This is a genomic window from Pseudonocardia sp. OZ21 (assembly GCF_059359135.1).
The window spans coordinates 96,345-119,985 of record NZ_JCADBN010000019.1 but is presented as its reverse complement, the minus strand read 5'-3'; the positions used below and the strand labels follow the sequence as shown (position 1 = coordinate 119,985).

The following is a 23,641-nucleotide window of genomic DNA, read 5'->3' as shown; positions in this document are numbered from 1 at the left end:
GACACGGTGGCGACGGTAAGCCGGTCCAACCGCCTACTCGTGCCCTCGCACAGGGTGAGCACGGACAGCAGGTCGTCATCGGTAGCGCCAGTGTCTGTGGCCGCGGACAGCGCGTCGATCGCCTCGACCAGGAGGCGATGCGCGGTGGTGAGCGGGCTGTCCGACACACCTTCATCATACTCGAACACATGTTCGACTTGATGTCCTTTGTCGCAGGTCAACGGCCGTTCAGCGCTCGTGGTGGTGGCCTGCCGGGCGAGGGCCGTCCGCAGCAGCGACCAGCGGAAGCGCTACGACCGACGTCCATGGCGACTGAACAGGGGGCGACCTCCTCGAGGCGTGAGTTGTCGACGCTCGACACCCGCCCGGAGGTCTCATGGCCCACCGAATGCCCGTTCTGACTGTTGAGTCCCGTTACTCATGTCGCCGCCGAGCTCGACGTGTCCCGCGCGACCGGCTACGAATGGTGGGCCCGTCGGCGGCCGAAGGACCTGCCGGACTCACCGGCCCCGCACGCCACATCCCCCACCGCACCTCGCCGGCGGTGGCGCAGCAGATCGTGGCATGCGAATGGAGCCCAAACTCGGCCCGGCCCGCGTCGGCCCACTGGCTGGCGGCCTCCACAATGCACGCCGTCCCGACCCGCCACGGACTTGCCCGGCCGGCCTGGCTCGACCGCCCCATCAGCACGATGATCCGCCGCTGCGAACGTCCCCGCCCGGGCGATCTGGTGCACATGGATGTCAAGAAGCTCGGCCGGGTCAGCAAACCGGCTGGGCATTACAGCTAGTCCGCCACCCGGGCGTAGTCCACGTCGAACAGGGCTCGGTGTTCGGTGACGAACTCCTCGACCGTTGCGAGCGGCTGCCCGTTGATGCTCGGGGCCGCATCGGTGACCCCCGCCAGAAGGCCCTCCTGCAGGTCGATGGCGGCAGCCTCGAAGTGCTGGAGCACGGCCTTTCCGCCTTGGTGGCCGATCAGCTCCAGGAACGCCGTCGCGGTGACCTGCTCGAAGGGCAGGTCCCTGCCCAGCACCCGGCTCACCTCGGCGGCGAGTTCCTTGTGGCTGTACTCCACGGAGCCGGTGAGGGTGTAGATCCTCCCACCGTGCTTCTCCGGGGAGGCGAAGATGGTGGCTGCGGTCAGGGCGATGTCACGGCCGGCGATCGGGGCGAAGCGGCCGTCCCCGTCGAAGGGCACGACGTAGCGGCCGTGGCGGATCAGCCCGGAGATGTAGAGCAGCCATTGCATGAAGAACGTGACTCGCAGGTGGGTGGTGGGGACACCGGACCAGTCGAAGATCTGCTCGGAGAGCCAGTGGTTCTGCGTCGCCTTGCTGCGTGCCCGGGGGCGGGACTGGATCTGCGACAGGTTCACGATGAGTTCGAGATTCTGCTCCCTCGCAGCCTGGGCGAACATGACTGCGGATTCCACCAGGCCATCGCCGAGCGGGTAGTTGAAGTAGGCGCGCTGGACGCCCTGAAGGGCCGCACGGACGTCGCGGAGGCTGAGCAGGTCACCGACGACGACCTCCGCGCCCTTGTCGCGCATTCGCCGGGCCCGCTCGTCGTCCGTGCGAACCATGGCGCGGACCGTGAAGCCTGCCTCGAGCAGGTGGTCCACCATCGGCCGGCCGGTCGCACCATTGGCAGTCGTCACCAGAATCGTGGTCATCTCTTCTCCTCCGTCGTCACCCCAAACTCGCCCACGTCCACCACCAGCGAATCCGTGCCAGTTAAATTACGCTGATTATCTAAAGGTCGTCGGTGCGAGTGGTGGGCGTCACGCGGCGACGGACGACCTCAAGGCGCTCCTGCCGCCGCGGCCAGGGCCTGGGCGGTCGGCGCGTCCGCGGGCAGGAACGCCTCGAGCTTCAGCTCCGCGAGCGTGACGTCCACGGCGGTCGCGAAGGTCGTCACGGTCGTGATGAGCCGCAGCTCGCCCAGGTCGGAGCGCAGCCGCAGCGGCACGGCGAAGCCCAGGTGGTCCGGCCCGACCGCGGCCGGCGGCACGTAGGAGCCGAGCTCGGCCCGCAGGGCGGCCAGGCGCTCGTCGGGCCCGCGTTCCAGTGCCTGGTCCAGCCGCTCCAGGACATGCCGGGCCCACTCGGCGAGGTTGACGATCCGGGGGGCGAGCCCCTCGGGGTGCAGGGCCAGGCGATAGGCGTTGGCGGGCGGTGCCAGCAGGTCGGCGGAGACCCCTTCGGTGAGCAGCCCGAACGGCGCGTTCGCCGCGACCAGGTCGCCGTGGCGGTCCACGACGATCGCCGGGTAGGGCCGATGGCCGTCGAGCACGGACCGCAGGGCGTCGCGCACCGGGGCGAGGCCGGGCTCGTCGAGGCCGGTCTCGGGGTAGGCGGGTGCGAAGCCGGCCGCGAGCAGCAGCGCGTTGCGGTCGCGCAGGGGAAGTTCCATCGACTCGGCGAGCCGCACGACCATCGCCCTGCCGGGCGCCGAGCGGCCGCTCTCCATGAAGCTGACGTGCCGTTGCGTCGTCCCTGCGCGCAGGGCCAGGTCCAGCTGGCTGACCCGCAGCCGGGTACGGCGCTCGCGGAGCGCGGCCGGAAAGTTCACAGCGTGTTCCTAGCCCTCGATCACGCCGTCCGGCCATTCCCCCGCGGGAATTGCCGCGGGGCACCGGCCGACGGAGCCTCTGCGGCATGGATCTCGTTCGGATAGGTGTGCTGCTGCCGCTCAAGGCGGAGCAGTGGGCGGGTGCGGACCCGCGGGAGCTGGTGGATCTGGCGGTCCGGGCAGAGCGGGCGGGTTACGACTCGCTCTGGGCCAACGACACGCTCCTCGGCGCCCACATCGACCCGCTGACGGTGCTCGCCGCGGTCGCGGCGGTGACCGAGCGGGTGACCCTCGGCACCGCGGCGCTGCTGCCCGCTTTCCGGCGCCCCGTGCAGGCCGCCAAGGCGATCGCCTCGCTCGACCTCCTGGCGGGCGGGCGCCTGGTGCTCGGCGTCGGAGCCGGTTTCCCCGGACGCTCCGAGCGGGAGTACGCGGCGTCCGAGGTGCCGTGGCCGCGACGGTTCGCCCGGCTCGACGACACGGTGGCGCTCTGGCGGCAGCTCTGGGCCGCCGAGGGAACCACCTCGTTCACCGGCGACGTGCTGCGCCTGCACGACATCCCGGCGGGCACCCGTCCGTACCGCAGCGGTGGCCCGCCCATCTGGCTCGCCGGGGCCACCCCCGCCGCGCTGGCCCGGACCGGGCGCCACTACGACGGCTGGCTGCCCTACCCGCCGGAACCGGCGACCTACGCCGCCGGTCTCGCCGACGTCCGCACCGCCGCCGTCGCAGCGGGACGGCAGCAGGACGCGATCACGCCTGCGCTGTTCGCGACGGTGCTGCTGGCGTCCGACGTGCCGTCGGGGCGGCGCGCCGTCGACGAGTTCTGCCGGGAGAACTACGGGCTTCCCCTCGACGTGGTCGAGCGGATCCAGACGATCGTGGCGGGACCGCCCGAGCAGGTGGCCGCGGGGCTCGCCCGGTTCGTCGAGGCCGGGGCCCGTCACATCGTCCTGCGCATCGCGGCGCCCGGCCTCGACGGGCAGCGCGACCAGCTCGACCGGCTCGCCGACCTGCTGCTCGGCGTACGCGACCCGGTGGTGTCGTCGAGGCCCTGACGGGGGAGCTGGCGGTAGTGTTCGCACGTGAGTTCCGTCACGGAAGTAACTGGGGGCGTGGGCGACTGGACCTCGCTCGACGGCAGCCAGCAGCGGGTCGCGGTGGAGGTGCTGCGCCACGGCCCGCTCCCCCGCGCCGAGCTCGCCCGCAGACTCGGGCTCTCGCCCGGCTCGCTCACGCGGCTCACCCGCCGGCTGGTCGACTCCGGGCTGCTGGTCGAGGGCACCAGCGACGTCCACGCCCGCACCGGGCGTCCCTCGCTCCCCCTGGACGTGCAGCCGGCCTCCCGCCGGTTCGCCGGGGTCAAGATCACCGGGGATGCGCTGTTCGCCGTGGTCACCGACCTGCGCGCCGCCGTGGTCGCCGAGCACGAGGCGCCGCTGCCCCGGCGGGAGCCGGCGGCCGTGGTGGGCGCGGTGGCCGACGTCGTCGCCCGGCTGCGCGACGAGCACGGGGAGATGGCCGGGCTCGGCATCGGCATCGGCGGGCGGGTGGCGGAGCGCCGCGACGTCACGAGGGCGCACTTCCTCGGCTGGCAGGAGCCGGTGCCGCTGGCCGAGCGGCTGCAGGCCGCGACCGGCCTGCCCACCGTCGTGGAGAACGACGTGCGGGCGCTCACCGTCGCCGAGCACTGGTTCGGCGCGGGCCGCGGGCTGCAGTCGCTCGCCGTCGTGACGATCGGCGTCGGCGTGGGCTGCGGGATCGTCGTCCACGACCGGCTGGTCGAGGGCGCGCACGGGGCAGGCGGGTCGGTCGGGCACCGGCCGCTGCCGGGTTGGGCGATCTGCGCCGAGGGGCACCGCGGGTGCGCGGCGGCCCTCCTGGCGTCGGGGTCGATCACGGCCGCCGTCGGCCAGGCGCTGGGCGGGCCCGTGACCTACGACGAGGTGCTGGAGCTCGCGCGCGCCGGACAGCCGGCGGCCCGGCGGGCCGTCACGGACGCCGGCCGGGCCCTCGGGCTGCTCGTCGCCGACATCGCGGGCCTCGTCGACCCGGATCTCGTGATCCTCACCGGCGACGGCATCGGCGCGGTCGACATCGCCCGCGCCGACCTGGACGCCGCGCTGGAGGAGAGCCGCGACCCGATGGGTCCGCCGGTCCGGGTGGACGTGCGGCCGTTCCCGTTCACGGAGTGGGCACGCGGAGCGGCCGCGGTGGCGGTGCAGGCCCACGTGCTGGGGCCTGCCGCGCCCGCGTGAGGCGGCGCCGTCAGCGGGTGTCCACCGCATCGGCCCGCAGCACCAGCAGCTGCTCCGGGTTGAGCGCCGGAGCCAGCAGGCCGACCTCACCGAGCACCCGGCCGGGCAGCTCCACCCCCTCGGCGAGCCACGCGGGAGACCGGCGCTGCCGCAGCGCGGGCACGTCGCCCGGCGGCTGCGTCCGCACGCGGTAGCGCCGCTCGGGGTCGAGGCCGGGCAGGCGCAGGGAGCCCGGCACGGACGTCAGCGGCGTCGCCAGCTGGACCAGCGAGAACAGGGCGGAGCTCCGATCGGGCGCCACCACACCGTGCAGGGCGAACGACGGGTCGTGCTGGTCGGCGCGCACCACGGTGCCGGTGTGCAGCAGTCCGCGGACGTCCTTGTAGAGCTGCACCCACGCGGCCAGCTCCTTGCGCTCCTCCGGGCTCGCGCCGGTGATGTCCCACTCGATGCCGAACGAGCCGAACAGCGCCGTCCCGGCCCGGAACGACAGGTCGTGGGTGCGGGCCGTGGAGTGCGAGCGCGGCGACCCGACGTGCGAGCCGACCAGCTCGGGCGGCAGCAGCTGAGCGGTGTAGCGCTGGATCTGCTGGCGTTCGAGGGGGTCGATGTTGTCGCTGGCCCACACCCGGTCGGTGCGCTCCAGGATCTCCAGGTCGACGCGCAGGCCCCCCGACGAGCAGGACTCGATCTCGACGTCCGGGTGCCGGGCGCGCAGCTCGTCGATCAGCCGGTAGACCGCTCTGGTCTGCGCGTGGACGCCGGGCGTGCCCAGCGGCCCGTGGCCGGCGTCGAGCAGATCGCGGTTGTGGTCCCACTTGAGGTAGGCGATCGGGTACTCGGTGAGCAGCGCGTCGAGCCGCTCCAGGAGGTGGGCGAACGCCTCGGGCCGGGCGAGGTCGAGCACCTGCTGCGACCGGGAGAGCAGCGGTTGGCGGCCACCGGTCGCGAGGATCCACTCCGGGTGGGCGCGGGCGAGGTCGGAGTCGGGGTTGACCATCTCCGGCTCGACCCACAACCCGAACTGCATGCCCAGCCGCCGCACCTCGTCGACCAGCGGGTGCAGGCCCCGCGGCCAGACGTCCTCGTCGACGTACCAGTCGCCCAGGCCCGCCTTGTCGTCGCGGCGGTGGCGGAACCAGCCGTCGTCGAGCACGTAGCGCTCGGCGCCGACATCGGCCCCCGCCCTGGCGAGCTCGACGAGCCGGTCGAGGTCGTGGTCGAAGTAGACGGCCTCCCACGTGTTGAGCACGACCGGGCGCGGGGTGCGCGGGTGCTGCTGCCGGGAGCGCAGGTGCGTGTGGAAGCGGGCGGCCACGCCGTCGAGACCCCGGCCGTACGCGGCGTAGACCCACGGGCCGGCGTACTGCTCGCCGGGCACGAGCGCGACCTCGCCGGGCAGCAGCAGCTCACCGCCGCCGAGCACCGCGGCCCCGGTGGACAGCCGCTCGGCGTAGGACTCGTGGTTGCCGCTCCACGCGACGTGCACCGCCCACACCTCGCCGTCCCGGAAGCCGAAGCCCGTGGTGCCCGCCGCGAGGATCAGCGGGGCGTCCGGTCCGGTGCGGCCGCGGCGGTTCTCCCGCGCGTGCACCCCCACGACGAACGGCGCGCGCTGCGGGGCCCGCTCCCGTCCCCAGCGCCCGGCCAGGTCGAACAGCTCGGTGGCCACCGGCGGCACCGGGAGCGCCAGGGCGAGGCCGTCGACGACGAACGGCTCCGCCGCCGCCCCCTCCGGCACCACGACCGTGGCCCGCTGACGCAGCAGGCCCGAGGCCAGCAGCTCGATGTCGAGCCGGACCTCGAGACCTGCCTCCTCGTCGCGGCCGACCGCGCTGACCCGCCCGCCACCGTCCGGAGCGGGCTCGACGTCGAACGTGCCGAGGGTGAAGAGCGGCGACCAGGCGCGACCGGTGCGGTGCCCGGCGAGCCCCGGCCGACCGAGCCATCCGCTCGCCTGCTCGGGCAGGACCCCGACGCGCGTCGCGTCGTCGATGTCGTTGGGCACCGTGCCGGGGATCGCCGCGGCGGCGAGGCCCGCGAGGTCGGCGGCGTCCAGCTCGCCGAGGTCGGGGCCCCAGTGCAGCACCGCGGGCAAGCGCCGCCCGTCCGTGCCGAGGACCACGCTCACCCCCGCCGCCCTCAGGTGGACGGGGCCGACAGGGTTCGGGGACATGGCCGCTCCGCACGTCGTCGTGATGTTGCTGCGGATATGTTTTACGACAGAAGTTAGTGGAGGTCAACGGACCCCCGCCGGCTCCTCAGCGAGCAGCGTCCGCCAGGCGCTCGAGGACGGAGACGAACACGGCGCGCTCCTCGGGATCGACGGCGGCGAGCATCTCGGCCTCGACCTCGCGGATCCCCGCCCGGCAGGACCGCACCACCGCACGCCCGTCCTCGGTGAGGGCGACGACCCGGTTGCGCCGGTCGGCAGGGTCCGGGGTGCGCCCCAGCAGTCCCCGCACCTCCAGCCGGTCGAGGATCGGGATGAGCCGCGTCTTGTCCCGGCCGACGGCGGCCGCGAGCTCCGACTGCGTCGGTGCCGCCCCGTCCTCCAGGGCGCCGAGCACCGCGTAGTCCCACATCTCGACGTCGTGAGCACGCAGCACGGGCGTCTCGGCCTCGATCATCGCCCGCGTCAGGCGGGCGAACGCGGCCCCGAGGTCGTGACGCTGCTCCATGTCGCGCGACGATAGCGCTTGACCAATCGTCTACCGATGTAGATAGTCGCGACATGGGTATCATCGACCTGCACGGCCGGGCCGTCGCCGCCGTCGCACCGGTCCTCACCCGGGTTCGCCCGGCCGACCTCGCGCTCCCCACCCCCTGCACCGGCTGGGACCTGCGGGCCCTGCTGGAGCACATGACCGGCCAGGACCACGGCTTCGCGGCAGCCGTGCGCGCCGGGAACGAGACCGACGTCGACGCCGCAGAGTTCGCCCCGCGACCGCTCGGGGCCGATCCCGCTGCGGCCGCCACCGAGTCGGCGACCGAGGTCGGGGCCGCTTTCGCCGAGGCCGCCACCGACCCGTCCCGCACGGTCTGGCTGGCGGAGTTCCGGCACCGGTTCCCGCTGGAGGAGGTCGCCGGCTTCCACCTGATCGACACGCTCGTGCACGGCTGGGACGTCGCCGCCTCGCTCGGGATCGCCGTCGACTACGACGACGACCTCGTCGCCGCCGGCCTCGCGGTGGCCGAACGCGTGCCGACCGGCGCCTTGCGCGAGCAGCCCGGGTCACCGTTCGCCCCCGCCCTGGCGAGCGGAGCGACGGACGCGTGGGACCGCACCCTCACCCTGCTCGGCCGCGACCCGGCATGGTCCCCGGCCCGCACGACCAGCGCTCCCACCCACCAGGCCCGGTGAGTGGGGTCCGCCGGGCGTCGGGGGTCAGCCCTCGCCGCGGACGGCCCGGCGCAGCTTCGGGAGGCGCTCCGCCAGCACCCGCTCGCCACCCCGGCCGGTGGGGCGGTAGTAGTCGCGCCCGACCAGCGCGTCCGGCGGGTACTGCTGCTCCAGCACCCCCTCGGGCGTGCCGTGCGGGTAGCGGTAGCCCACGGCGTTGCCGAGCTTCTGTGCCCCGGCGTAGTGGCCGTCGCGCAGGTGCGCCGGGACGGCGCCGGTGGCCCCGGCCCGGACGTCGGCCATCGCCTCGTCGATGCCCGTGATCACGGCGTTGGACTTCGGCGCGGTGGCCAGGTGCACGGTGACCTGGGCCAGCGCGAGGCGGCACTCCGGGAGCCCGACGAGCGCTACCACCTGCGCCGCGGCCACGGCCGCCTGCAGGGCCGTGGGGTCGGCGAGCCCGATGTCCTCGCTCGCGTGCACCATCAGCCGCCGCGCGATGAACCGTGGGTCCTCCCCCGCCACCAGCATCCGGGCGAGGTAGTGGAGCGCGGCGTCGGGGTCGGAGCCGCGGATCGACTTGATGAACGCACTGATCACGTCGTAGTGCTGGTCGCCCTGGCGGTCGTAGCGGACCGTGGCCTCGGTGACCGCCCGCTCCACGGCGGGCACGTCGATCTCGGTGGCGCCCGTGCCTGCGACCCCGTCGGCGGCCGCCTCGAGCGCGGTGAGCGCGCGGCGGGCGTCGCCGGAGGCGAGCCGCACCAGCGCGTCCTCGGCATCGGACGTGAGCTCGACGGCGGCGCCGAGCCCTCGCGGGTCGGCGACGGCGCGGCGCAGCAGCGACCGCACGTCGTCGTCGGTGAGCGACTGCAACTGCAGCACCAGCGAGCGCGAGAGCAGCGGGGACACCACCGAGAACGACGGGTTCTCCGTGGTGGCGGCGACGAGCAGCACCAGCCGGTCCTCCACGGCGCCGAGCAGCGCGTCCTGCTGGGTCTTGGAGAAGCGGTGCACCTCGTCGATGAACAGGACGGTCTGCTGGTCGAGCCGGTCGCGTCGCCTGCGGGCGTCGTCGATCACCGCGCGCAGCTCCTTGACCCCCGACGAGAGCGCCGAGAGCGCGACGAAATGCCGGCTGCCCACGCCGGCCAGCAGCCGCGCGATGGTGGTCTTACCGGTGCCGGGCGGCCCGTAGAGCAGCACCGAGGCTGCCGCTCCGCCTTCCACGAGCCGCCGGAGCGGGGCACCGGGACGCAGGAGATGGGCCTGGCCGACGACCTCGTCGAGCGAGCGCGGGCGCATCCGCACGGCGAGCGGCGCCGTGGCGCGAGCCGGCTCGGCCGGGGACCCGCCCGCAGCGGCCGACTCCGGCTCGTCCAGCTCGAACAGCCCGTCTGCCTCGGTGCTCATCGCCATCAGCGTGCCACTGCCGGACGGGAACCACCGAACCGCCCGGAGATGTCGGTGCTGCGTGCGACCATGCCGTCGTCGGAAGGAGAAGGCGATGACGTTCCCGCGGACGCTCCCATGGCCGAGCCATCTGCTCACCCTCGAGGAGTGGGAGGCGCTGCCGGAGGACGAGGAGTTCCGGTTCGAGCTCGCCGAAGGAGTTCTGAGCGTGTCTCCCCAGCCCCACTCCTGGCATCAGCACGCCGGCAACCGCTTCACCCACCGGTCGAACGATCAACTTCCGCGCGAGCTGATCGCGCTGGCCGAGGTCGAAGTCGTCCTCGCCGACAGACCGCTCACCATCCGGGTCCCCGACGTGATCGTCACGCGCACCGCGCTGTTCGACACCAACCCTGCTCGGTACGTCGCACCCGACGTACTGCTGGCCGTCGAGGTGCTCTCCGACGGCACCCGCCGTGTCGACCGGGTGCTGAAGTTCTCCGAGTACGCCGACGCCGGTATCCCGCAGTACTGGATCATCGACCTCGGCGAGCCCACCAGCCTCACCGCGTATGTACTGGTCGACGGCGACTACGAGCTGTCCGGCGAGCACACCGGCACGGTCGCGCTCGAGGTCGCCGGGCACGCCCTCACCGTCGACCTCGACGCACTCACCCGCCGCTGACCGGTGTCGATCGCCGCGGGTGCCGTTCGTCGTCACGGCATGGAACGTCACCGCACGGAACTCGGAGTCGCACTCCCCAACGCCGGCCGCGCCGTGGTCGCGGAGGACCTGGTCCGGCTGGCGACGGGCGCGGAGGCGGCCGGGCTCGACTCGGTGTGGGTGATGGACCGCTGGCTGCGCCCACACAGCGCCGTCACGATGCCCGGCGTGCCCGTGCCGGTCGAGCTGCCCGCCGACGGCTACGCGTGCGTCCTCGACCCCCTCGACGTCCTCGCCCACCTCGCCGCGCTCACCCGCCGCGTGCGGCTGGGCACCAGCGCGGTGCTGGCTCTGCTGCAACCGCCGGTGCTGCTCGCCCGCCGCCTCGCCACCGTCGACCAGCTGTCCCACGGCCGGGTGGTCGCCGGCCTCGCCGCAGGCTGGATGCGCGAGGAGTTCGCCGCCGCGGGAACGCCTGCGAGCCACACCGGACGACGCCTCGAGGAGCATCTCGCGGCAGTGCGCGCCGTCTGGGGCCCCGACCCCGTCGAGATCCCCGGCGGCCCCCACCCGGTGCCGCCGTCGGACGTGGGGCCGAAGCCGTTCGGCCGCGCGGCGATCCCCGTCCTCCTCGGCTACAGCACCGCGGCCGGGATCCGGCGAGCGGCTCGGGTCGCCGACGGACTCCACCCGTACCGCACCGACATCGACGAGCTGGCTGCCGACCTCGCCGTCTTCCGCGCCGCGGCGGCCGAGGCAGGCCGGAATCCCGCCGCGTTGCCGGTCGTGCTGCGCGGTGACGCCGTGCCCGGCCAGGACGCGGGCGAGGGCCGGCCGCTGTTCCGCGGCACGGCAGAGCAGTGGGCGCAGGACGCCCGCCGGGTGGCTGAGCTGGGGGTCGGGCATCTCGTGCTCCAGGTCGCCGCGCCCCCCGAGGCCGCGCTCGACACCCTCGCCGACCTCCGCGAGCGGCTCGACCGTTGACGCCGGCGTCCGCCGGTATCACTCGAAGCGGACGTGCCGCAGTCCCGTTGCGTACCTCCGGAGCCTGCCGCGCAGCGGGCCGTCGGTGTTCGGGGCGATCGGCAGCCCGGCGGAGCCCGCGATGTGCTCGGCGACCTGTGCGATCGGGAGATGGTCGGTGTGGATGTGCTCGGCGAACTCCGGCTCCCGGAGCCGTTCCAGACAGTCGTCGAGACGGCGGACGGCGAAGCTCTCCCGCTTCAGCCCGCGGCCGAGACCCCGCTCCCGCAGCCGCCTCAGCACGGTGCCGCGCTCGGCGAGCAGCGTGAAATGGCGCACCTCGTGGCCGTCCTCGCGCAGCCGGCCGACGACCTCGCCGAAGTAGACCGGGTGCACGAGGGTCATCGGCGCGATGACCGGGCCGTCGTGCTTGCGGAGCGCGATGTCCAGCACCTCGCGCACACCCTGGCGCCAGGCGGAGAGATCCTGGAAGTCGCCGCGGAGCGCGGGCGGCAGCGTGCGGTGCAGCCCGAAACCGACGTGCTCGGGGTCGCACACGACGCTGCCCGGCAGCCGTCGGCGCAGCTCATAGGCCGTGTGGGTCTTGCCACCGCCGAACGGGCCGTTGATCCACAGCAGCATGCGCCCGACCGTATTCCCGGCGGGTTGATCACGCTCGTCCGGCCCCTCCCATTTGGTGGGAACCGGGTTCCGGATCGCAGGAAGGTCGGGCAGGCTGTCGGAGGGCCGGGCCCGCAACCGGGGCCTGCCGCCCGCCTCGCCCTGCCGATCCAGGGACGACCACACCCGTCCCCGTGTCGACGCCCGAAGGCGAGATCTCCGTGACCGTCCACCTCTCCGCCCGGCTGCGCGACGTGCGCGGCTCGGCCATCCGCGACCTGCTCGCGCTCACCGCACGCGACGACGTCATCTCGCTCGCAGGCGGCCTGCCCGGCACGGACCTGCTCCCCCGGGAGCGGATCGCCACCGCGCTCGCGACCGCGGCACGCGATCCCGCGGCCCTGCAGTACGGCGAGACCGTCGGGCTGGGGCGGCTGCGGGAGGTTCTCGCCACCACCGACGGTGCCCGGCTCGGGAGGTCTCTCACCCCCACCGAGGTCGTGGTGACCACCGGCTCGCAGCAGGCCCTCGACCTCGTCGCACGCACGGCGCTCGACCCCGGCGACGCGGTGGTGGTCGAGGACCCGGTGTACGTCGGCGCGCTCCAGGTGTTCCAGGCCGCGGGCGCGACGCTGCACGGAGTGCCCGTCGACGCCGACGGCATGGACGTCGACGCGCTCGCCTGGCTGCTGGCCGCAGGCCTGCGCCCTCGGCTCGTCCACACCGTGAGCAGCTTCCACAACCCGCGCGGGGTCACCCTCAGCGGGGACCGCCGCGCCCGGCTGGCCGAGCTCGCCGACCGGTACGGCTTCCTCGTGGTCGAGGACGACCCCTACGGCCTGCTCGCCTTCGACGGTCCGCCCCCGGTGCCGGTGGCCGCCCACGGCGAACGCGTCGTCCGGCTGGGGAGCGTGTCGAAGGTCCTCGCGCCTGCACTGCGGGTCGGCTGGCTGACCGGCCCCGCGCCCCTGCTGGCCGCGGTCGAGCGGCTCAAGCAGTGCAGCGACCTCTGCGGCTCCACGCTCACCCACGCCGTCGCCGCCGAGCTACTGGCCGACACGCACTGGTTCGAGGGTCACCTGCGCATGCTGCGCACCGCGCTGCGCGAGCGGGCGAGCGCGCTCACCGACGCCGTCCGGGAGGCGTTCGGGGACGCCCTCACCTGCTCCGTTCCCACGGGCGGCATGTTCTGCTGGCTGGAGTTCGCCGACGGCACCCGGCCGGTCGAGCTGCTCCCGCACGCACTGCGGAACGGTGTGGGGTTCGTGCCGGGTGCGGCCTTCGCGGTCACCCGGCGGCTGGACGGCGCCGCGCGCCTCTGCTTCGCCTCGAACCCGCCGCCGCTGCTGCGCGAGGCCGTGGACCGGCTGGCCGGTACGTGGCGCGAGCAGGCGGCACCGCGACGTAGGGTCGAACCGTGCGTCAGATCCTCGAACTGCTGGAGCGCGACGCCCAGCTCTCCCACGACACCATCGCCACCATGACCGGCCTGCCGGTCGCCGAGGTGAGCGAGGCCATCGCCACCTGGGAGGCGTCGGGCGCGATCCGCCGCTACAAGGCGGTGGTCGACTGGGACGCGGTCGACGACGACCCGACGAGCGAGACGGTCACCGCCTTCATCGACGTGTCGCTGGCGCCCGCCCGCGGCGTGGGGTTCGACGACGTGGCCGCGCGGATCGCCCGGTTCGACGAGGTCCGCAGCGTCCACCTCGTGTCCGGCAGCCACGACCTGCGCTGCACGGTGACCGGGCGTACCATCCGCGCGGTCTCGGACTTCGTCTCGCAGAAGCTCTCGACGATCGACCGCGTGCAGGCCACGGCCACCCACTTCGTGCTCAAGACCTACAAGCGCGACGGCGACGCCTTCACCCTCCCGGAGCAGGACCATCGGCTGCCGGTGACACCCTGATGAAGGAGCTCAACGCCGTCATCGCGGCCTGCCCGCCGTCGGGCATCCGGCGGTTCTTCGACATCGCCGCCGAGATGGACGACGTGATCTCCCTCGGCGTCGGCGAGCCCGACTTCGTCACGCCGTGGCGCGTGCGGGAGGCGGGGATCTACGCGCTGGAGAACGGGTTCACCACCTACACGTCCAACGCGGGGCTGCTGCAGCTGCGGGAGCTCATCTGCGCCGATCTCGCCTCCCGGTACGGCGCCGACTACGCGCCGGACGGCGAGTGCCTGATCACCACGGGGGTCTCTGAGGGCCTCGACCTCGCGCTGCGGGTGCTGCTCAACCCGGGCGACGAGGTGATCATCCCCGAGCCCTGCTACGTGGCGTACGAGCCGTGCGTCGCGTTCGCGGGCGGCGTCCCGGTGCGGGTGCCGACGCGCTGGGAGGACGGGTTCGCGGTCGACGCCGAGGTCGTCGCGGCAGCGATCACCCCGCGCACCAAGGCGATCCTCATCGGCTCGCCCGCCAACCCGACCGGCGCCGTGCAGCCCCGCGCCGCGCTGGAGGCGCTGGTCCGGCTCGCCGAGCAGCACGACCTGTACCTGGTCTCCGACGAGATCTACGACCGGCTCACCTACACCGGTGGCCACACCTGCCTCGGCACGCTGCCCGGCGCCCGCGAGCGCACGGTGCTGCTGGGGGGCTTCTCGAAGGCCCACGCCATGACCGGCTGGCGGGTCGGCTGGATCTGCGCGCCGCGGCCCGTGGCCGAGCTCTGCGTGCGGGTGCACCAGTACACGATGCTGTGCGCGCCGCACGTCTCGCAGCTCGCGGCGGTGGAGGCCCTGTCCGGCCCGGACGACGCCGTCCAGTCGATGGTCGCCGACTACGACCGCCGTCGCCGTGTGTTCGTGAAGGGTCTGCGCGAGATCGGCCTCGACTGCCCCGAGCCGGGGGGCGCGTTCTACGCGTTTCCCTCGATCCGCCGGTCCGGCCTCGACTCGGAGACCTTCGCCGAACAGCTGCTGCGCACCGAACGGGTGGCGGTGGTGCCGGGGAGCGTGTTCGGCCCGTCCGGCGAGGGACACGTGCGCTGCTCGTACGCCACGGCGTTGCCGCTGCTCGAGGAGGCCCTCGTACGCATCGACCGGTTCCTGGGCTCGCTCTGACGGACACCCGGTAGTCGGACGTCAACGCACCGCATCCGTTGCGCCGGGTTCACGGCCCGGCAAACTGGGTCCTCCAGAATCGTGGGGCATGGAGACTCGCCGCATCGAGAATCGTCGCTGCCCCCTCTGCTCCCGCCCGCGAACACCCGCCGATGCCACCGGCGTCGCCTGGAGCAGTCAGCACGAACCCGACGGATCCATCACCTGGATCTGCCCCACCTGCACCCGGGCCCAGCTGTGGCGCATCGAGGCCATGCTCGCCGTGGCCTCCCCCACCGCTCCGGTCGCCCCCACCCCGCTGCGCCCCGCAGCCTGACCGCACCCCCTGCCCGTTCGGGAGGCCGGCCCCGGGGTCAGCGGGCCACCCGCGCCAGCTCGCCGACCAGCCCCTGCAGGATCACCGGTCCGAGGTCGTGGCTGCGACGCACCAGCCAGGGCACACCCTTCACCACCAGCCACGCCGTACGCTGCGCCGCCGTCACCTCGCGTCCGCCGGCGCACTCGAGGCTCACCCGGTGCGGCACCGCGTAGCCGGCCCCGGTCAGCAGCGCCGCGAACCCCGCGGCGAGCATCCGATGTCCGAGCTCGGAGGGGTGCAGCCGGTCGACCGACCACGCCGCCCGCTCGTAGCCGCCCGGCAGCACGTCCAGATCCAGCACCCCGACCCCCGACGGGTCGGACGCCGCCACCGCGTCGGTCACGGCGTTGACGGCGACGATGCGCCGGTGCAGAGCCAGGCGCAGCGGTGCCGGCAACGGGAAGACCCTGGTGTGGTCGTGGTAGCGCACCATCAGCACGTGCGCCCCCGTTTCCCGCAACGCGGTGACGATCGCGGCGCAGTCGTCGTGCATGATCGCGGGGTCGAAGTCCGAGCGCAGGGTGTCGTTCATCCCGACCGACAGCACCACCACGTCCGGAGCGGCGGCCAGCGCCGGCGGCAGCTGCTCGTGGCGCACGCAGGCCATGCGCGCGCCCGTGCGGCCGAGGTTGACCAGCGCCGGCCCACCGAGGGCGTCACGCAGCAGCACGGGGAAGCCCCGCCACCCTCCGCCCGGGGCCGGATCGCCGAGCCCCACCGAGGTGGAGTCGCCCAGCGTCACCAACGTGGAGACCGGACGGGTCGCGGCCGGCGCGAGCACGGGCTGCAGAGTCACGCGGACACGATCACCGACGTCGGCTCACCAGGGGTGTGCGCCGGATGACGCGCTGTGGGCAGCTGAGGGAACGATCGGTGCCCTGACCTGCAGGGTCTCGGCCCCTCAGGCCACCGAGCGGAAGGCCGGGTACACCGGCAGTGAACCGGGGGCGTCCGGGAACCGTCTGCCGAGCGCGTCGGCCACCGCCGTGCCCAGCTCGGCCGTGGCGGGCAGGCCACCGGCCGCTGCGCTGCGGGCCATCTCCCGCCAGTAGTGCCCCAGCGCGGTGCTGATCCGCGGAGACCGGGTGGCGTCCTGGCCCACGGGCTTGTCCCGCACGCTGATGCGCGGCAGCAGCCACCAGGTGCACAACCACACCCAGAGCAGCTGCGCGTGCAGCAGCCTGCGGTCGAGCCGCTCGGGCTCGTCGAGATCCGGCCAGACGGCGGCGATCTCGTTGCGCCACGCCTCGAGCATCGACTCGGCCATGCCGGGTGGCAGGGCGAAGCTCGCCTCGCAGCCGGGGAAGGGCACGCGGAAGTAGGCCGCGTCGAGCGCGACGTCGCGGAAACAGCCCCATTCGAAGTCGACGAACCGCACCCCGCGGCTGGTGACGAGGTTGTTGTCCGGACACGTGTCGGACGGGCTGAACGCGCGGTAGCGGGTGCCACCGAGCAGTCGTGCGGTCTCGTAGGCCTCCACGGTGGCGGCTTCCGGCACCACCACCCCGAGCTGCTGCTCCAGCAGCCCGGCGACCCCGGCCAGCGCGACCCGCGCGTCCTCGGCCATCGGGTCGCGCCACGCCCGCTCCCCGAGCCTGCGCAGGAGCGCGCCGAAGTCGTTCTCCCGGCCCGCCGTGGCGGCCTGCATCCGGCCGAGCGCCCTGGCCCAGCTCAGGAGGCAGCGCTGGGCGGCGGCGGGGTCGGGACCGAACAGCTTGTCGGCCAGCGTGGAGCTGCGGCCGAGGTCCTCGAGCACCAGCAGCCGGGCCTGCGGGTCGTGTGCGATCAGCACCGGGCTGGGCCGGGAGTCGGCCGGCAGCGCGGTGAAGAGCTGACAGCTCGCCACCTCGTAGTGGAACGGGTCGGGACGGTCCGGGTCCGGCCGGCCCAGGTAGTGCTTGACGACGAGCGTGCGCGGCAGCGAGAACGGGTTGCGGGCCACGCGGGCGCGGGCCACCACCGAACGATCGCTTCCTCCGAGATCCTCAGGGTCGGCCAGTACGATGCCGGCTCCTGATCGGCGAGTGAGCAGCCGTTCGGCAGCAGTGAGCGCGGCGAGTACCGGCCTGGGGAAGCTGCCCAGGTCCTGAACCATCGTTCGTGACCCTACCCCGCCGACAACCGGCGGATGACCCGTTCGCGGCCGGCTGTCCGGCGCGAGAGGAGCAGCACGGCCCCCGCGGCCACGACGATGCCCACGAGGTTCACCAGTAGCTGCAGCGCCGACCCGCCGGCCTGCGCGTACCGGCCCTCCACGAGGGCGATCGACGCGTACGACGCGGCGGGCACGGTGGTGACGGAGATGAACACCCCGACCAGCGACGCGGACTTGGCCGAGGTCAGCGCGAGCATCCCCGCGGCGCCGGCGAGCAGCGCCACGATGAACGAGAACGGGCCGACCTGGTAGATGAAGTCCACCTGGGTGGCATCGTCGAGGGTCGCGGTGGACAGCAGACCGGTCGCGTCGAACGCCAGGGCGGCCAGTGCGGTGATCACCATGGCCAGCGGGAAGCCCGCGGCGAGCGCGAGGCCGCCGCGACGCAGCAGGTCCGCGCGGCGCAGCACCGCGCCCACGGCGATCGCGGCCAGCGGCCCGAACTCCGGACCGAGCACCATCGCGCCCACCACCGTCACCGGCGAGTCCGTGATGACGCCGATCGCCGCCAGCAGGCACGCGATCGTCAGGAACGCCTGGAAGCTCACCGAGAGGCGCGACTCCTCACCCGTGCGCGCCACCAGCTCGTCCCAGATCACGGCGTCCGTCGGGTCGCCCGGCGCGGCCTTCTCGGCGGCGTCGGCCGCGTCCGACAGCGAGGTGTCGATCGCCTCCAGCGTGACGCCACCCGCACGGTCGATGCCCAGTTCGCACAAGGCGTTGAGCAGGACGTCGACCGACTCGCGCGTCACGTCGGCCTCGACGACGTCGCCGACGGGCTGCAGCGCGACGCCGGGCAGGACGGTGACGTGGGTGGCGCCGGGCTCGTCGAGGAGCAGATCCCGGACCTCGCCGGTCTGCGCCTCCGGCGAGATCACCCTCATGTGCAGCACGAACTCGCTCCCCGCGGCGGCTTTACGGACGGAGGCGCGCTCAGAGCTTCGTCGGCGGCTCGTCGGCGGCCGGGGACGCGGCGGCAGGCGCCTTCGGCGGCTGCGCGTCGACACCCGCCTCCTTGCGCTGCTCCGGCGTGATCGGCGCGGGCGCCGACGTCAGCGGGTCGAAACCGCCACCCGACTTCGGGAAGGCGATGACGTCGCGGATCGTGTCGGAGTGGGCCAGCAGCATGCAGGTGCGGTCCCAGCCGATCGCGATGCCGCCGTGCGGCGGCGGCCCGAACTGGAACGCGTCGAGCAGGAAGCCGAACTTCTCCCGCTGCTGCGCCTCATCCATACCGAGGAGGGCGAACACCCGCTCCTGCACGTCGGAGCGGTGGATACGGATCGAGCCGCCACCGATCTCGTTGCCGTTGCAGACGATGTCGTAGGCGTAGGCGAGCGCCTTGTCGGGCGCCTCCTCGAAGCAGTCCATCCACTCCGCGTTGGGCGAGGTGAACGGGTGGTGCACCGCCGTCCAGCCGAGCTCGTTGCCCTTGTCGTCGCGGATCCGCTCGAACATCGGCGCGTCGACGACCCACACGAAGGACCAGGCACTCTCGTCGACGAGACCGCAGCGGCGGGCGATCTCGCCACGGGCCGCGCCGAGCAGCTCGCGCGCGTCGGCCGGGTGCCCGGCGGCGAAGAAGATCGCGTCGCCCGGCTCGGCGCCCACGGCCTTCGCGAGGCCCGCACGCTCGGCCTCGGAGAGGTTCTTCACGACCGGACCCCGCTCGCTCGCGGAGCCGTCCTCGTCCACCAGCACGTAGGCGAGGCCGCGGGCGCCCCGCTGCTTCGCCCACTCCTGCCAGGCGTCGAGCTGCTTGCGTGGCTGGCTCGCCCCGCCCGGCATCACGACGGCACCGACGTACGGCGCCTGGAACACGCGGAAGGCGGTGTCGGCGAAGTACTCGGTGAGGTCGGTGAGCTCGACGCCGAACCGCAGGTCGGGCTTGTCCGAGCCGTAGCGGGCCATCGCGTCGGCGTAGGTGAGCCGCGGGATCGGGCGCGGGATCTCGTACCCGGCGAGCTCCGACCACAGCGCGGCGACGATCGTCTCGCCGAGCTCGATCACGTCGTCCTGCTCGACGAAGCTCATCTCGATGTCGAGCTGGGTGAACTCGGGCTGGCGGTCGGCCCGGAAGTCCTCGTCGCGGTAGCACCGCGCGATCTGGTAGTAGCGCTCGGTGCCCGCCACCATCAGCAGCTGCTTGAACAGCTGCGGGCTCTGCGGCAGGGCGTACCAGGAGCCGGGACGCAGGCGGGCCGGCACGAGGAAGTCGCGGGCCCCCTCCGGCGTCGACCGGGTGAGCGTGGGGGTCTCCACCTCCACGAACTCGCGGTCGTGGAGCACCGTGCGCGCGATGCGGTTGGCCTCGCTGCGCAGCCGCAGCGCCGCCGCCGGCCCGCTGCGGCGCAGGTCGAGGTAGCGGTGCTTGAGGCGGATCTCCTCGCCGATCTCGCTGTGCTCGTCGAGCGGGAACGGCAGCGGGGCCGACTCCGACAGCACCGTGAGCTCGGTGGCCGTCACCTCGATCTCACCGGTGGCGAGCTCCGGGTTCTCGTTGCCCGCAGGCCGGCGGACGACCTCACCGGTGACCAGTACGCAGAACTCGGCGCGCAGCCGGTGGGCGCGCTCCGCCATCTCGCCCTCGCGGAACACCACCTGGGCGGATCCCGAGGAGTCCCGGAGATCGATGAAGATCACGCCGCCGTGATCACGGCGGCGGGCCACCCACCCGGCGAGGGTCACGGACTGTCCGGCGTGCTCGGCACGCAGTGTGCCGGCTGGGTGGGTGCGCATCACGTGTCGAGGCTATCCGCCACCCCGGGTCGGCCTGCCAGCAGGTTTCCCTGCGGCCGGACGCCGACCCAGCTACTTCGAGTTGATGAACAGGTAGTCGGCCGAGTACGGCACCGCGGTGACGGCCTGGGTCATCGGGTCGCAGGTGCCCGTCGGGGCGACGCCGCCGATCGTGTCCAGGCGCAGCACGGCCCGGGTGGCCGCGAGCTCGCCCTTGGACGCGCCCTCCTGCTTCGCGGAGAGGACCAACTCGGGGACGTTGTCGGGACCGTTCGAGATCGTGGTCACGGCCTTGCCGGTGACCGCGGACCTGTCGGGAGCGACCCACTGGGGCTGACCGGTCTTGCCCGCCGTGACGAACGTGTGCTCGATGCCGCCGGTGAGCAGGCTGTTCACGTTGTCCTGGGTGAACGTGAACGAGCCGTCGGAGTCCTGCCGGGTGCAGGTGTAGATCTGGTCGCCCTCGACGACCGGGTGGTTCCGGTCGTGGCTGATCGCGCTCCGCAGGTCCACCTGCACCGGCAACGCGTGCAGCTGACCGCGGAGGGCACCGCCGGGAAAGTCCTTGGTGTGCAGGTTGACGTAGAACTGCTCGGGGTGGCTCGTGATGTTCGCGAGCAGGTTCGCGTCGGTCACCGTCACCGTGCCGATCACGGAGTTGCGCCCGTCCGGCAGTTTCGTGGTGAAGAACGGGATCTTGACGTCACCGTTCACGCCCGCCGGTCCCTGGTGGATGTGGCCCTCAGTCGGCGTGCCGATTCCCGTCCAGGTGAAGGCGTACGACACCTGGTCGCCCTGGATCCGCACCAACGAGGTCCCGCTGCCGCCCTTGTCGCCGCCACCCGGTTGTTCCTTGCTCGGGACCTCGTTGCTGCCCCGCATCACGGTCGCGAAGAACATCGCGTCGCTCTGGTTCTGCGCGTCGTATTTCCCGATCGAGTCCACGGGCGTCTGCATGGGCATGTGCATCGGTGCGGATGCGGCCGGGCCGCCATGTGCCGCAGCGGGCGTGGCCTGAGCGGTGGGTGCGCCACACGCCCCCACGAACACCAGTCCGGCGAGCGCCGTACCTGCAGTTGCTGTGCCCAGCACGCGCCGGCGCATGGTGCGATTCATTCGTGGTCCTCCATTCGCGAGCCGTTGCCTGTGCATCGGCCGTCGGCTCACACACGGATGGGGACGGCGGGACCGGTCAATCAGAAGCATGAGGTGAACATCATGCTTTCCGCGTCAACCACGGTGGCCGCAGGCACGTGTCTTCTGAACCGCGCGGGCAGGCCGACGGAGGCAAGAACACGGAGAATGGCGGTGCATCATCTGCGGGAGAACTTGGGCGCGGCCCGGCAAACGGACTCCCAACGTCCGCACCCGGGCAGCGTAAGAATGCGCGAAAGCCGTCCGGGAATGGCGTTCATCACCGGATGCGGCACGGCCCCGGCAATCGGAGCGATCAGAGCAGTCGGAGCTGCTCCCCGGACGGCTGCGGCGCGTCCGTGGCCTCGTGCGCGGACCGGGTGTGCCCGCGCACGGTGGTGGCGGCGCCGGTGAGCCCGTGGCGGCGCAGCAGCGGCGCCACGCGCTCGCCGAGCGCGCGCCGGTACTCCGGATCGACGTAGGCGCCGCGGCGGTACAGCCGGGCATAGGGCTCCACGAGCGTCGGGTACTCCCGAGCGAGCCAGGCCAGGAACCACTCGCGGGTGCCCGGCCGCAGGTGCAGCGCCAGCACGCTGGCGCCGTTGGCCCCTGCCTGCTTCACCTGCCCGAGCAGGGCGTCGAGGGCTTCGGTGGAGTCGGTGAGCAGCGGCAGCACGGGCGCCACCATCACCCCGCAGGACTGGCCGGCGTCGGTGATCCGCCGGACCAGGTCGAGCCGCGCGGCAGGCGACGGGGTGCCCGGCTCGAGCCGCCGCTGCAGTGACGGATCGACGAGCGCGACGGAGACACCGAGGCCCACCGGGACGTCGGCCGCAGCCGCCGCCAGCTCCGGCAGATCGCGGGCGAGCACGGTGCCCTTCGTGAGCAGCGAGAACGGGGTGCCGGACCGGGCCAGCGCCCCGATCACCCCGGGCATCAGCCGGTAGCGGCCCTCGGCCCGCTGGTACGGGTCGGTGTTGGTGCCCATCGCGACCGGCTCCCGCTCCCACTTCGCCGACCGCAGCTCACGCTCCAGCACCCGCGCCACGTTGACCTTCACCACGATCTGGCTGTCGAAGTCGGCCCCCGCATCGAGGTCGAGGTAGGTGTGGGTGTTGCGCGCGAAGCAGTTGTGGCTGACCACGCCGTCGGCCACGAAGTCGCCCGTGCCCGTGGTGATGTCGTACATCGGCATCTCGACACCGAGCGGCTGCACCGACTCCACCGTGAGCGCGGTGGCGCCGGTGACGGACGCGCCGCCCACGTCCCGATGCCGGCTCACCGCGGGATCGACCACCCCGAGCAGCCGCAGCAGCGCCGAAGGGCCGCCGAGCAGCCGGACCGCACCCGCGCCCGCGCCGGCCTCCACCCGGAACCGGAAACCGAGGCGGCGGAGCGCGGCCGCCGCCCGCCGGGCGGTGTCACCGTCGGCGGGACGGATCCACAGCTCCCCCCGCACCACCGAACCGCGCGCGTCGACCGTGCCGGCGAGGAACCCCGCACACCAGTCGTCGCCCGCGTGCTCCGGCCACCGCACCACATGGGTGATCGGCGCGATCCCACCGCGGGGCACCGGAGCGGGGATCCGCCCCGGCTCCCCGCCACCGACCGGGACCGGCACCGTGGACGGCAGCTCCACGACGTGCTGGGCCGCGTCGGCGAGGAAGTGGTGGGCGCGGCCCAGCGCCTCGAGCTCCAGGTGCTCGGACGGGAAGCGCCACTCCCCGCCGGCCTCGGCACCGTCGCCCCGCACCAGCCCGCACAGGTAGCCCTGGCGGTAGGCCGCGGTGTGGGGGCGGCGCTCCTGCCCCATCGTGACGTCGAACGGCCCGGGGCCCACAAGAGCGCTCCCCGGCCGCAACCGCGGCCGCCTCCCGGAGCGGCACCATCCTCCGCTCACGTGGCGCCAGCCCTGGTCGGTGAGGAACCGGTGCTCGCCGCTCGCCACCAGCTCGGTGCCGCCCGTGAGCCGGACCCGGTGCGCCGGCTTGGTGGTGGACCAGTGGGCGAGAACCGTGGTGCGGACGTACCGCCGCTGCCCGTCGACCAGCTCCGTGCCCATCACGGAGTCGCCGACGCGCAGCTCGGAGATCGGACGGGTGCGCCCGTCGCCCAGCAGCACACGGGTGGGGCCGGCCAGGCAGTACACGCAGGCGTGGGAGCAGCCGCGATACGGGTTGACCGTCCAGCGGAACGGCATGGGCGAGGTGCCCGGCACGCGGTTGAGCACCGACCGGGCCTCGACCTCGTGGAACACCACCCCGGCGAACTCCGGGGTGCGCACCGAGCGGAGGAGCCCACGCATGCCGGGCAGCGCCGCCTCCGCCCCGACACCGTCGCCCAGCACCTGCTGTCCGCTCCACCGCATGGGCACAGTC

At 73.4% G+C, this 23,641-nt stretch carries 21 protein-coding genes; 9 read left to right on the top strand and 12 right to left on the bottom strand.

The features are described 5' to 3' along the window. Positions 1 to 786 precede the first annotated feature (786 nt). Together AC5L35_RS32075 and AC5L35_RS32070 are read right to left on the bottom strand one after the other, a co-directional pair. A complete protein-coding gene (locus AC5L35_RS32075; protein WP_495063480.1) occupies positions 787 to 1,674 on the bottom strand; it encodes an NmrA family NAD(P)-binding protein in 888 nt (295 codons plus the stop codon). Between the two features lie 128 nt (positions 1,675 to 1,802). Then, entirely contained in the window at positions 1,803 to 2,573 is a 771-nt protein-coding gene (locus tag AC5L35_RS32070; protein ID WP_495063479.1) for an MmyB family transcriptional regulator, read from the bottom strand. Positions 2,574 to 2,659: 86 nt separating this feature from the next. Here AC5L35_RS32070 and AC5L35_RS32065 point away from each other — a divergent pair, with 86 nt between their 5' ends. Next, positions 2,660 to 3,631, top strand: a complete 972-nt coding sequence (locus AC5L35_RS32065; RefSeq protein WP_495063478.1) for an LLM class flavin-dependent oxidoreductase — start codon at positions 2,660 to 2,662, stop codon at positions 3,629 to 3,631. A gap of 57 nt (positions 3,632 to 3,688) precedes the next feature. Further along, entirely contained in the window at positions 3,689 to 4,831 is a 1,143-nt protein-coding gene (locus AC5L35_RS32060; RefSeq protein WP_495063477.1) for an ROK family protein, read from the top strand. A 10-nt stretch (positions 4,832 to 4,841) separates the two neighbouring features. Here the strand turns inward: AC5L35_RS32060 and AC5L35_RS32055 are convergent, their stop codons facing one another. Both AC5L35_RS32055 and AC5L35_RS32050 read right to left on the bottom strand, forming a co-directional pair. Continuing rightward, the gene (locus AC5L35_RS32055) at positions 4,842 to 7,007 is read right to left on the bottom strand and encodes an alpha-galactosidase (RefSeq protein ID WP_495063476.1); all 2,166 of its coding nucleotides are present in this window, start codon (positions 7,005 to 7,007) and stop codon (positions 4,842 to 4,844) included. A gap of 85 nt (positions 7,008 to 7,092) precedes the next feature. Next, positions 7,093 to 7,512 (bottom strand): MarR family winged helix-turn-helix transcriptional regulator, encoded by a 420-nt coding sequence (locus AC5L35_RS32050; RefSeq protein WP_495063475.1) that lies wholly within the window; start codon positions 7,510 to 7,512, stop codon positions 7,093 to 7,095. Between the two features lie 53 nt (positions 7,513 to 7,565). Between AC5L35_RS32050 and AC5L35_RS32045 the strand changes: the two genes are divergently transcribed. Continuing rightward, entirely contained in the window at positions 7,566 to 8,195 is a 630-nt protein-coding gene (locus tag AC5L35_RS32045) for a TIGR03086 family metal-binding protein (RefSeq protein ID WP_495063474.1), read from the top strand. Between the two features lie 24 nt (positions 8,196 to 8,219). Here AC5L35_RS32045 and AC5L35_RS32040 read toward each other — a convergent pair whose 3' ends face one another. Beyond that, complete coding sequence (locus AC5L35_RS32040; RefSeq protein WP_495063473.1) at positions 8,220 to 9,587, bottom strand: replication-associated recombination protein A; 1,368 nt, start codon at positions 9,585 to 9,587, stop codon at positions 8,220 to 8,222. A gap of 94 nt (positions 9,588 to 9,681) precedes the next feature. Between AC5L35_RS32040 and AC5L35_RS32035 the strand changes: the two genes are divergently transcribed. Continuing rightward, complete coding sequence (locus AC5L35_RS32035; RefSeq protein ID WP_495063472.1) at positions 9,682 to 10,251, top strand: Uma2 family endonuclease; 570 nt, start codon at positions 9,682 to 9,684, stop codon at positions 10,249 to 10,251. Between the two features lie 39 nt (positions 10,252 to 10,290). Then, a complete protein-coding gene (locus tag AC5L35_RS32030; protein ID WP_495063471.1) occupies positions 10,291 to 11,214 on the top strand; it encodes a TIGR03619 family F420-dependent LLM class oxidoreductase in 924 nt (307 codons plus the stop codon). Positions 11,215 to 11,232: 18 nt separating this feature from the next. Here AC5L35_RS32030 and AC5L35_RS32025 read toward each other — a convergent pair whose 3' ends face one another. Beyond that, on the bottom strand, positions 11,233 to 11,835 hold the full coding sequence (locus AC5L35_RS32025; RefSeq protein WP_495063470.1) for an AAA family ATPase: 603 nt from the start codon (positions 11,833 to 11,835) through the stop codon (positions 11,233 to 11,235). A gap of 173 nt (positions 11,836 to 12,008) precedes the next feature. On the opposite strand from AC5L35_RS32025, the gene AC5L35_RS32020 reads away from it, so the two are divergent. From AC5L35_RS32020 to AC5L35_RS32005, 4 genes are all read left to right on the top strand, one after another. Beyond that, positions 12,009 to 13,298 carry an aminotransferase-like domain-containing protein gene (locus tag AC5L35_RS32020; protein WP_495063469.1) on the top strand — a complete coding sequence of 430 codons (1,290 nt, stop codon included), beginning with the start codon at positions 12,009 to 12,011 and terminating at the stop codon, positions 13,296 to 13,298. Further along, entirely contained in the window at positions 13,232 to 13,723 is a 492-nt protein-coding gene (locus tag AC5L35_RS32015; protein WP_169398528.1) for an Lrp/AsnC family transcriptional regulator, read from the top strand. Before AC5L35_RS32020 ends, AC5L35_RS32015 begins: the two co-directional genes overlap by 67 nt. Then, positions 13,723 to 14,877 (top strand): aminotransferase class I/II-fold pyridoxal phosphate-dependent enzyme, encoded by a 1,155-nt coding sequence (locus AC5L35_RS32010; RefSeq protein WP_495063468.1) that lies wholly within the window; start codon positions 13,723 to 13,725, stop codon positions 14,875 to 14,877. Before AC5L35_RS32015 ends, AC5L35_RS32010 begins: the two co-directional genes overlap by 1 nt. 88 nt (positions 14,878 to 14,965) lie before the next feature. After that, a complete protein-coding gene (locus tag AC5L35_RS32005) occupies positions 14,966 to 15,193 on the top strand; it encodes a hypothetical protein (RefSeq protein ID WP_495063467.1) in 228 nt (75 codons plus the stop codon). 37 nt (positions 15,194 to 15,230) lie between these two features. On the opposite strand, the gene AC5L35_RS32000 is transcribed toward AC5L35_RS32005, so the two are convergent. From AC5L35_RS32000 to AC5L35_RS31975, 6 genes are all read right to left on the bottom strand, one after another. After that, positions 15,231 to 16,031, bottom strand: a complete 801-nt coding sequence (locus tag AC5L35_RS32000) for an SGNH/GDSL hydrolase family protein (RefSeq protein ID WP_495063466.1) — start codon at positions 16,029 to 16,031, stop codon at positions 15,231 to 15,233. Between the two features lie 105 nt (positions 16,032 to 16,136). Beyond that, entirely contained in the window at positions 16,137 to 17,330 is a 1,194-nt protein-coding gene (locus AC5L35_RS31995) for a hypothetical protein (protein WP_495063465.1), read from the bottom strand. A gap of 11 nt (positions 17,331 to 17,341) precedes the next feature. Continuing rightward, on the bottom strand, positions 17,342 to 18,283 hold the full coding sequence (locus AC5L35_RS31990) for a DUF389 domain-containing protein (RefSeq protein WP_495063464.1): 942 nt from the start codon (positions 18,281 to 18,283) through the stop codon (positions 17,342 to 17,344). A gap of 40 nt (positions 18,284 to 18,323) precedes the next feature. Further along, a complete protein-coding gene (aspS, locus tag AC5L35_RS31985; RefSeq protein ID WP_495063463.1) occupies positions 18,324 to 20,132 on the bottom strand; it encodes an aspartate--tRNA ligase in 1,809 nt (602 codons plus the stop codon). Between the two features lie 69 nt (positions 20,133 to 20,201). Continuing rightward, the gene (locus AC5L35_RS31980) at positions 20,202 to 21,245 is read right to left on the bottom strand and encodes a CHRD domain-containing protein (protein ID WP_495063462.1); all 1,044 of its coding nucleotides are present in this window, start codon (positions 21,243 to 21,245) and stop codon (positions 20,202 to 20,204) included. A gap of 334 nt (positions 21,246 to 21,579) precedes the next feature. After that, the gene (locus AC5L35_RS31975; RefSeq protein ID WP_495063461.1) at positions 21,580 to 23,631 is read right to left on the bottom strand and encodes an intein-containing Rv2578c family radical SAM protein; all 2,052 of its coding nucleotides are present in this window, start codon (positions 23,629 to 23,631) and stop codon (positions 21,580 to 21,582) included. Between the last annotated feature and the right edge of the window lie 10 nt (positions 23,632 to 23,641).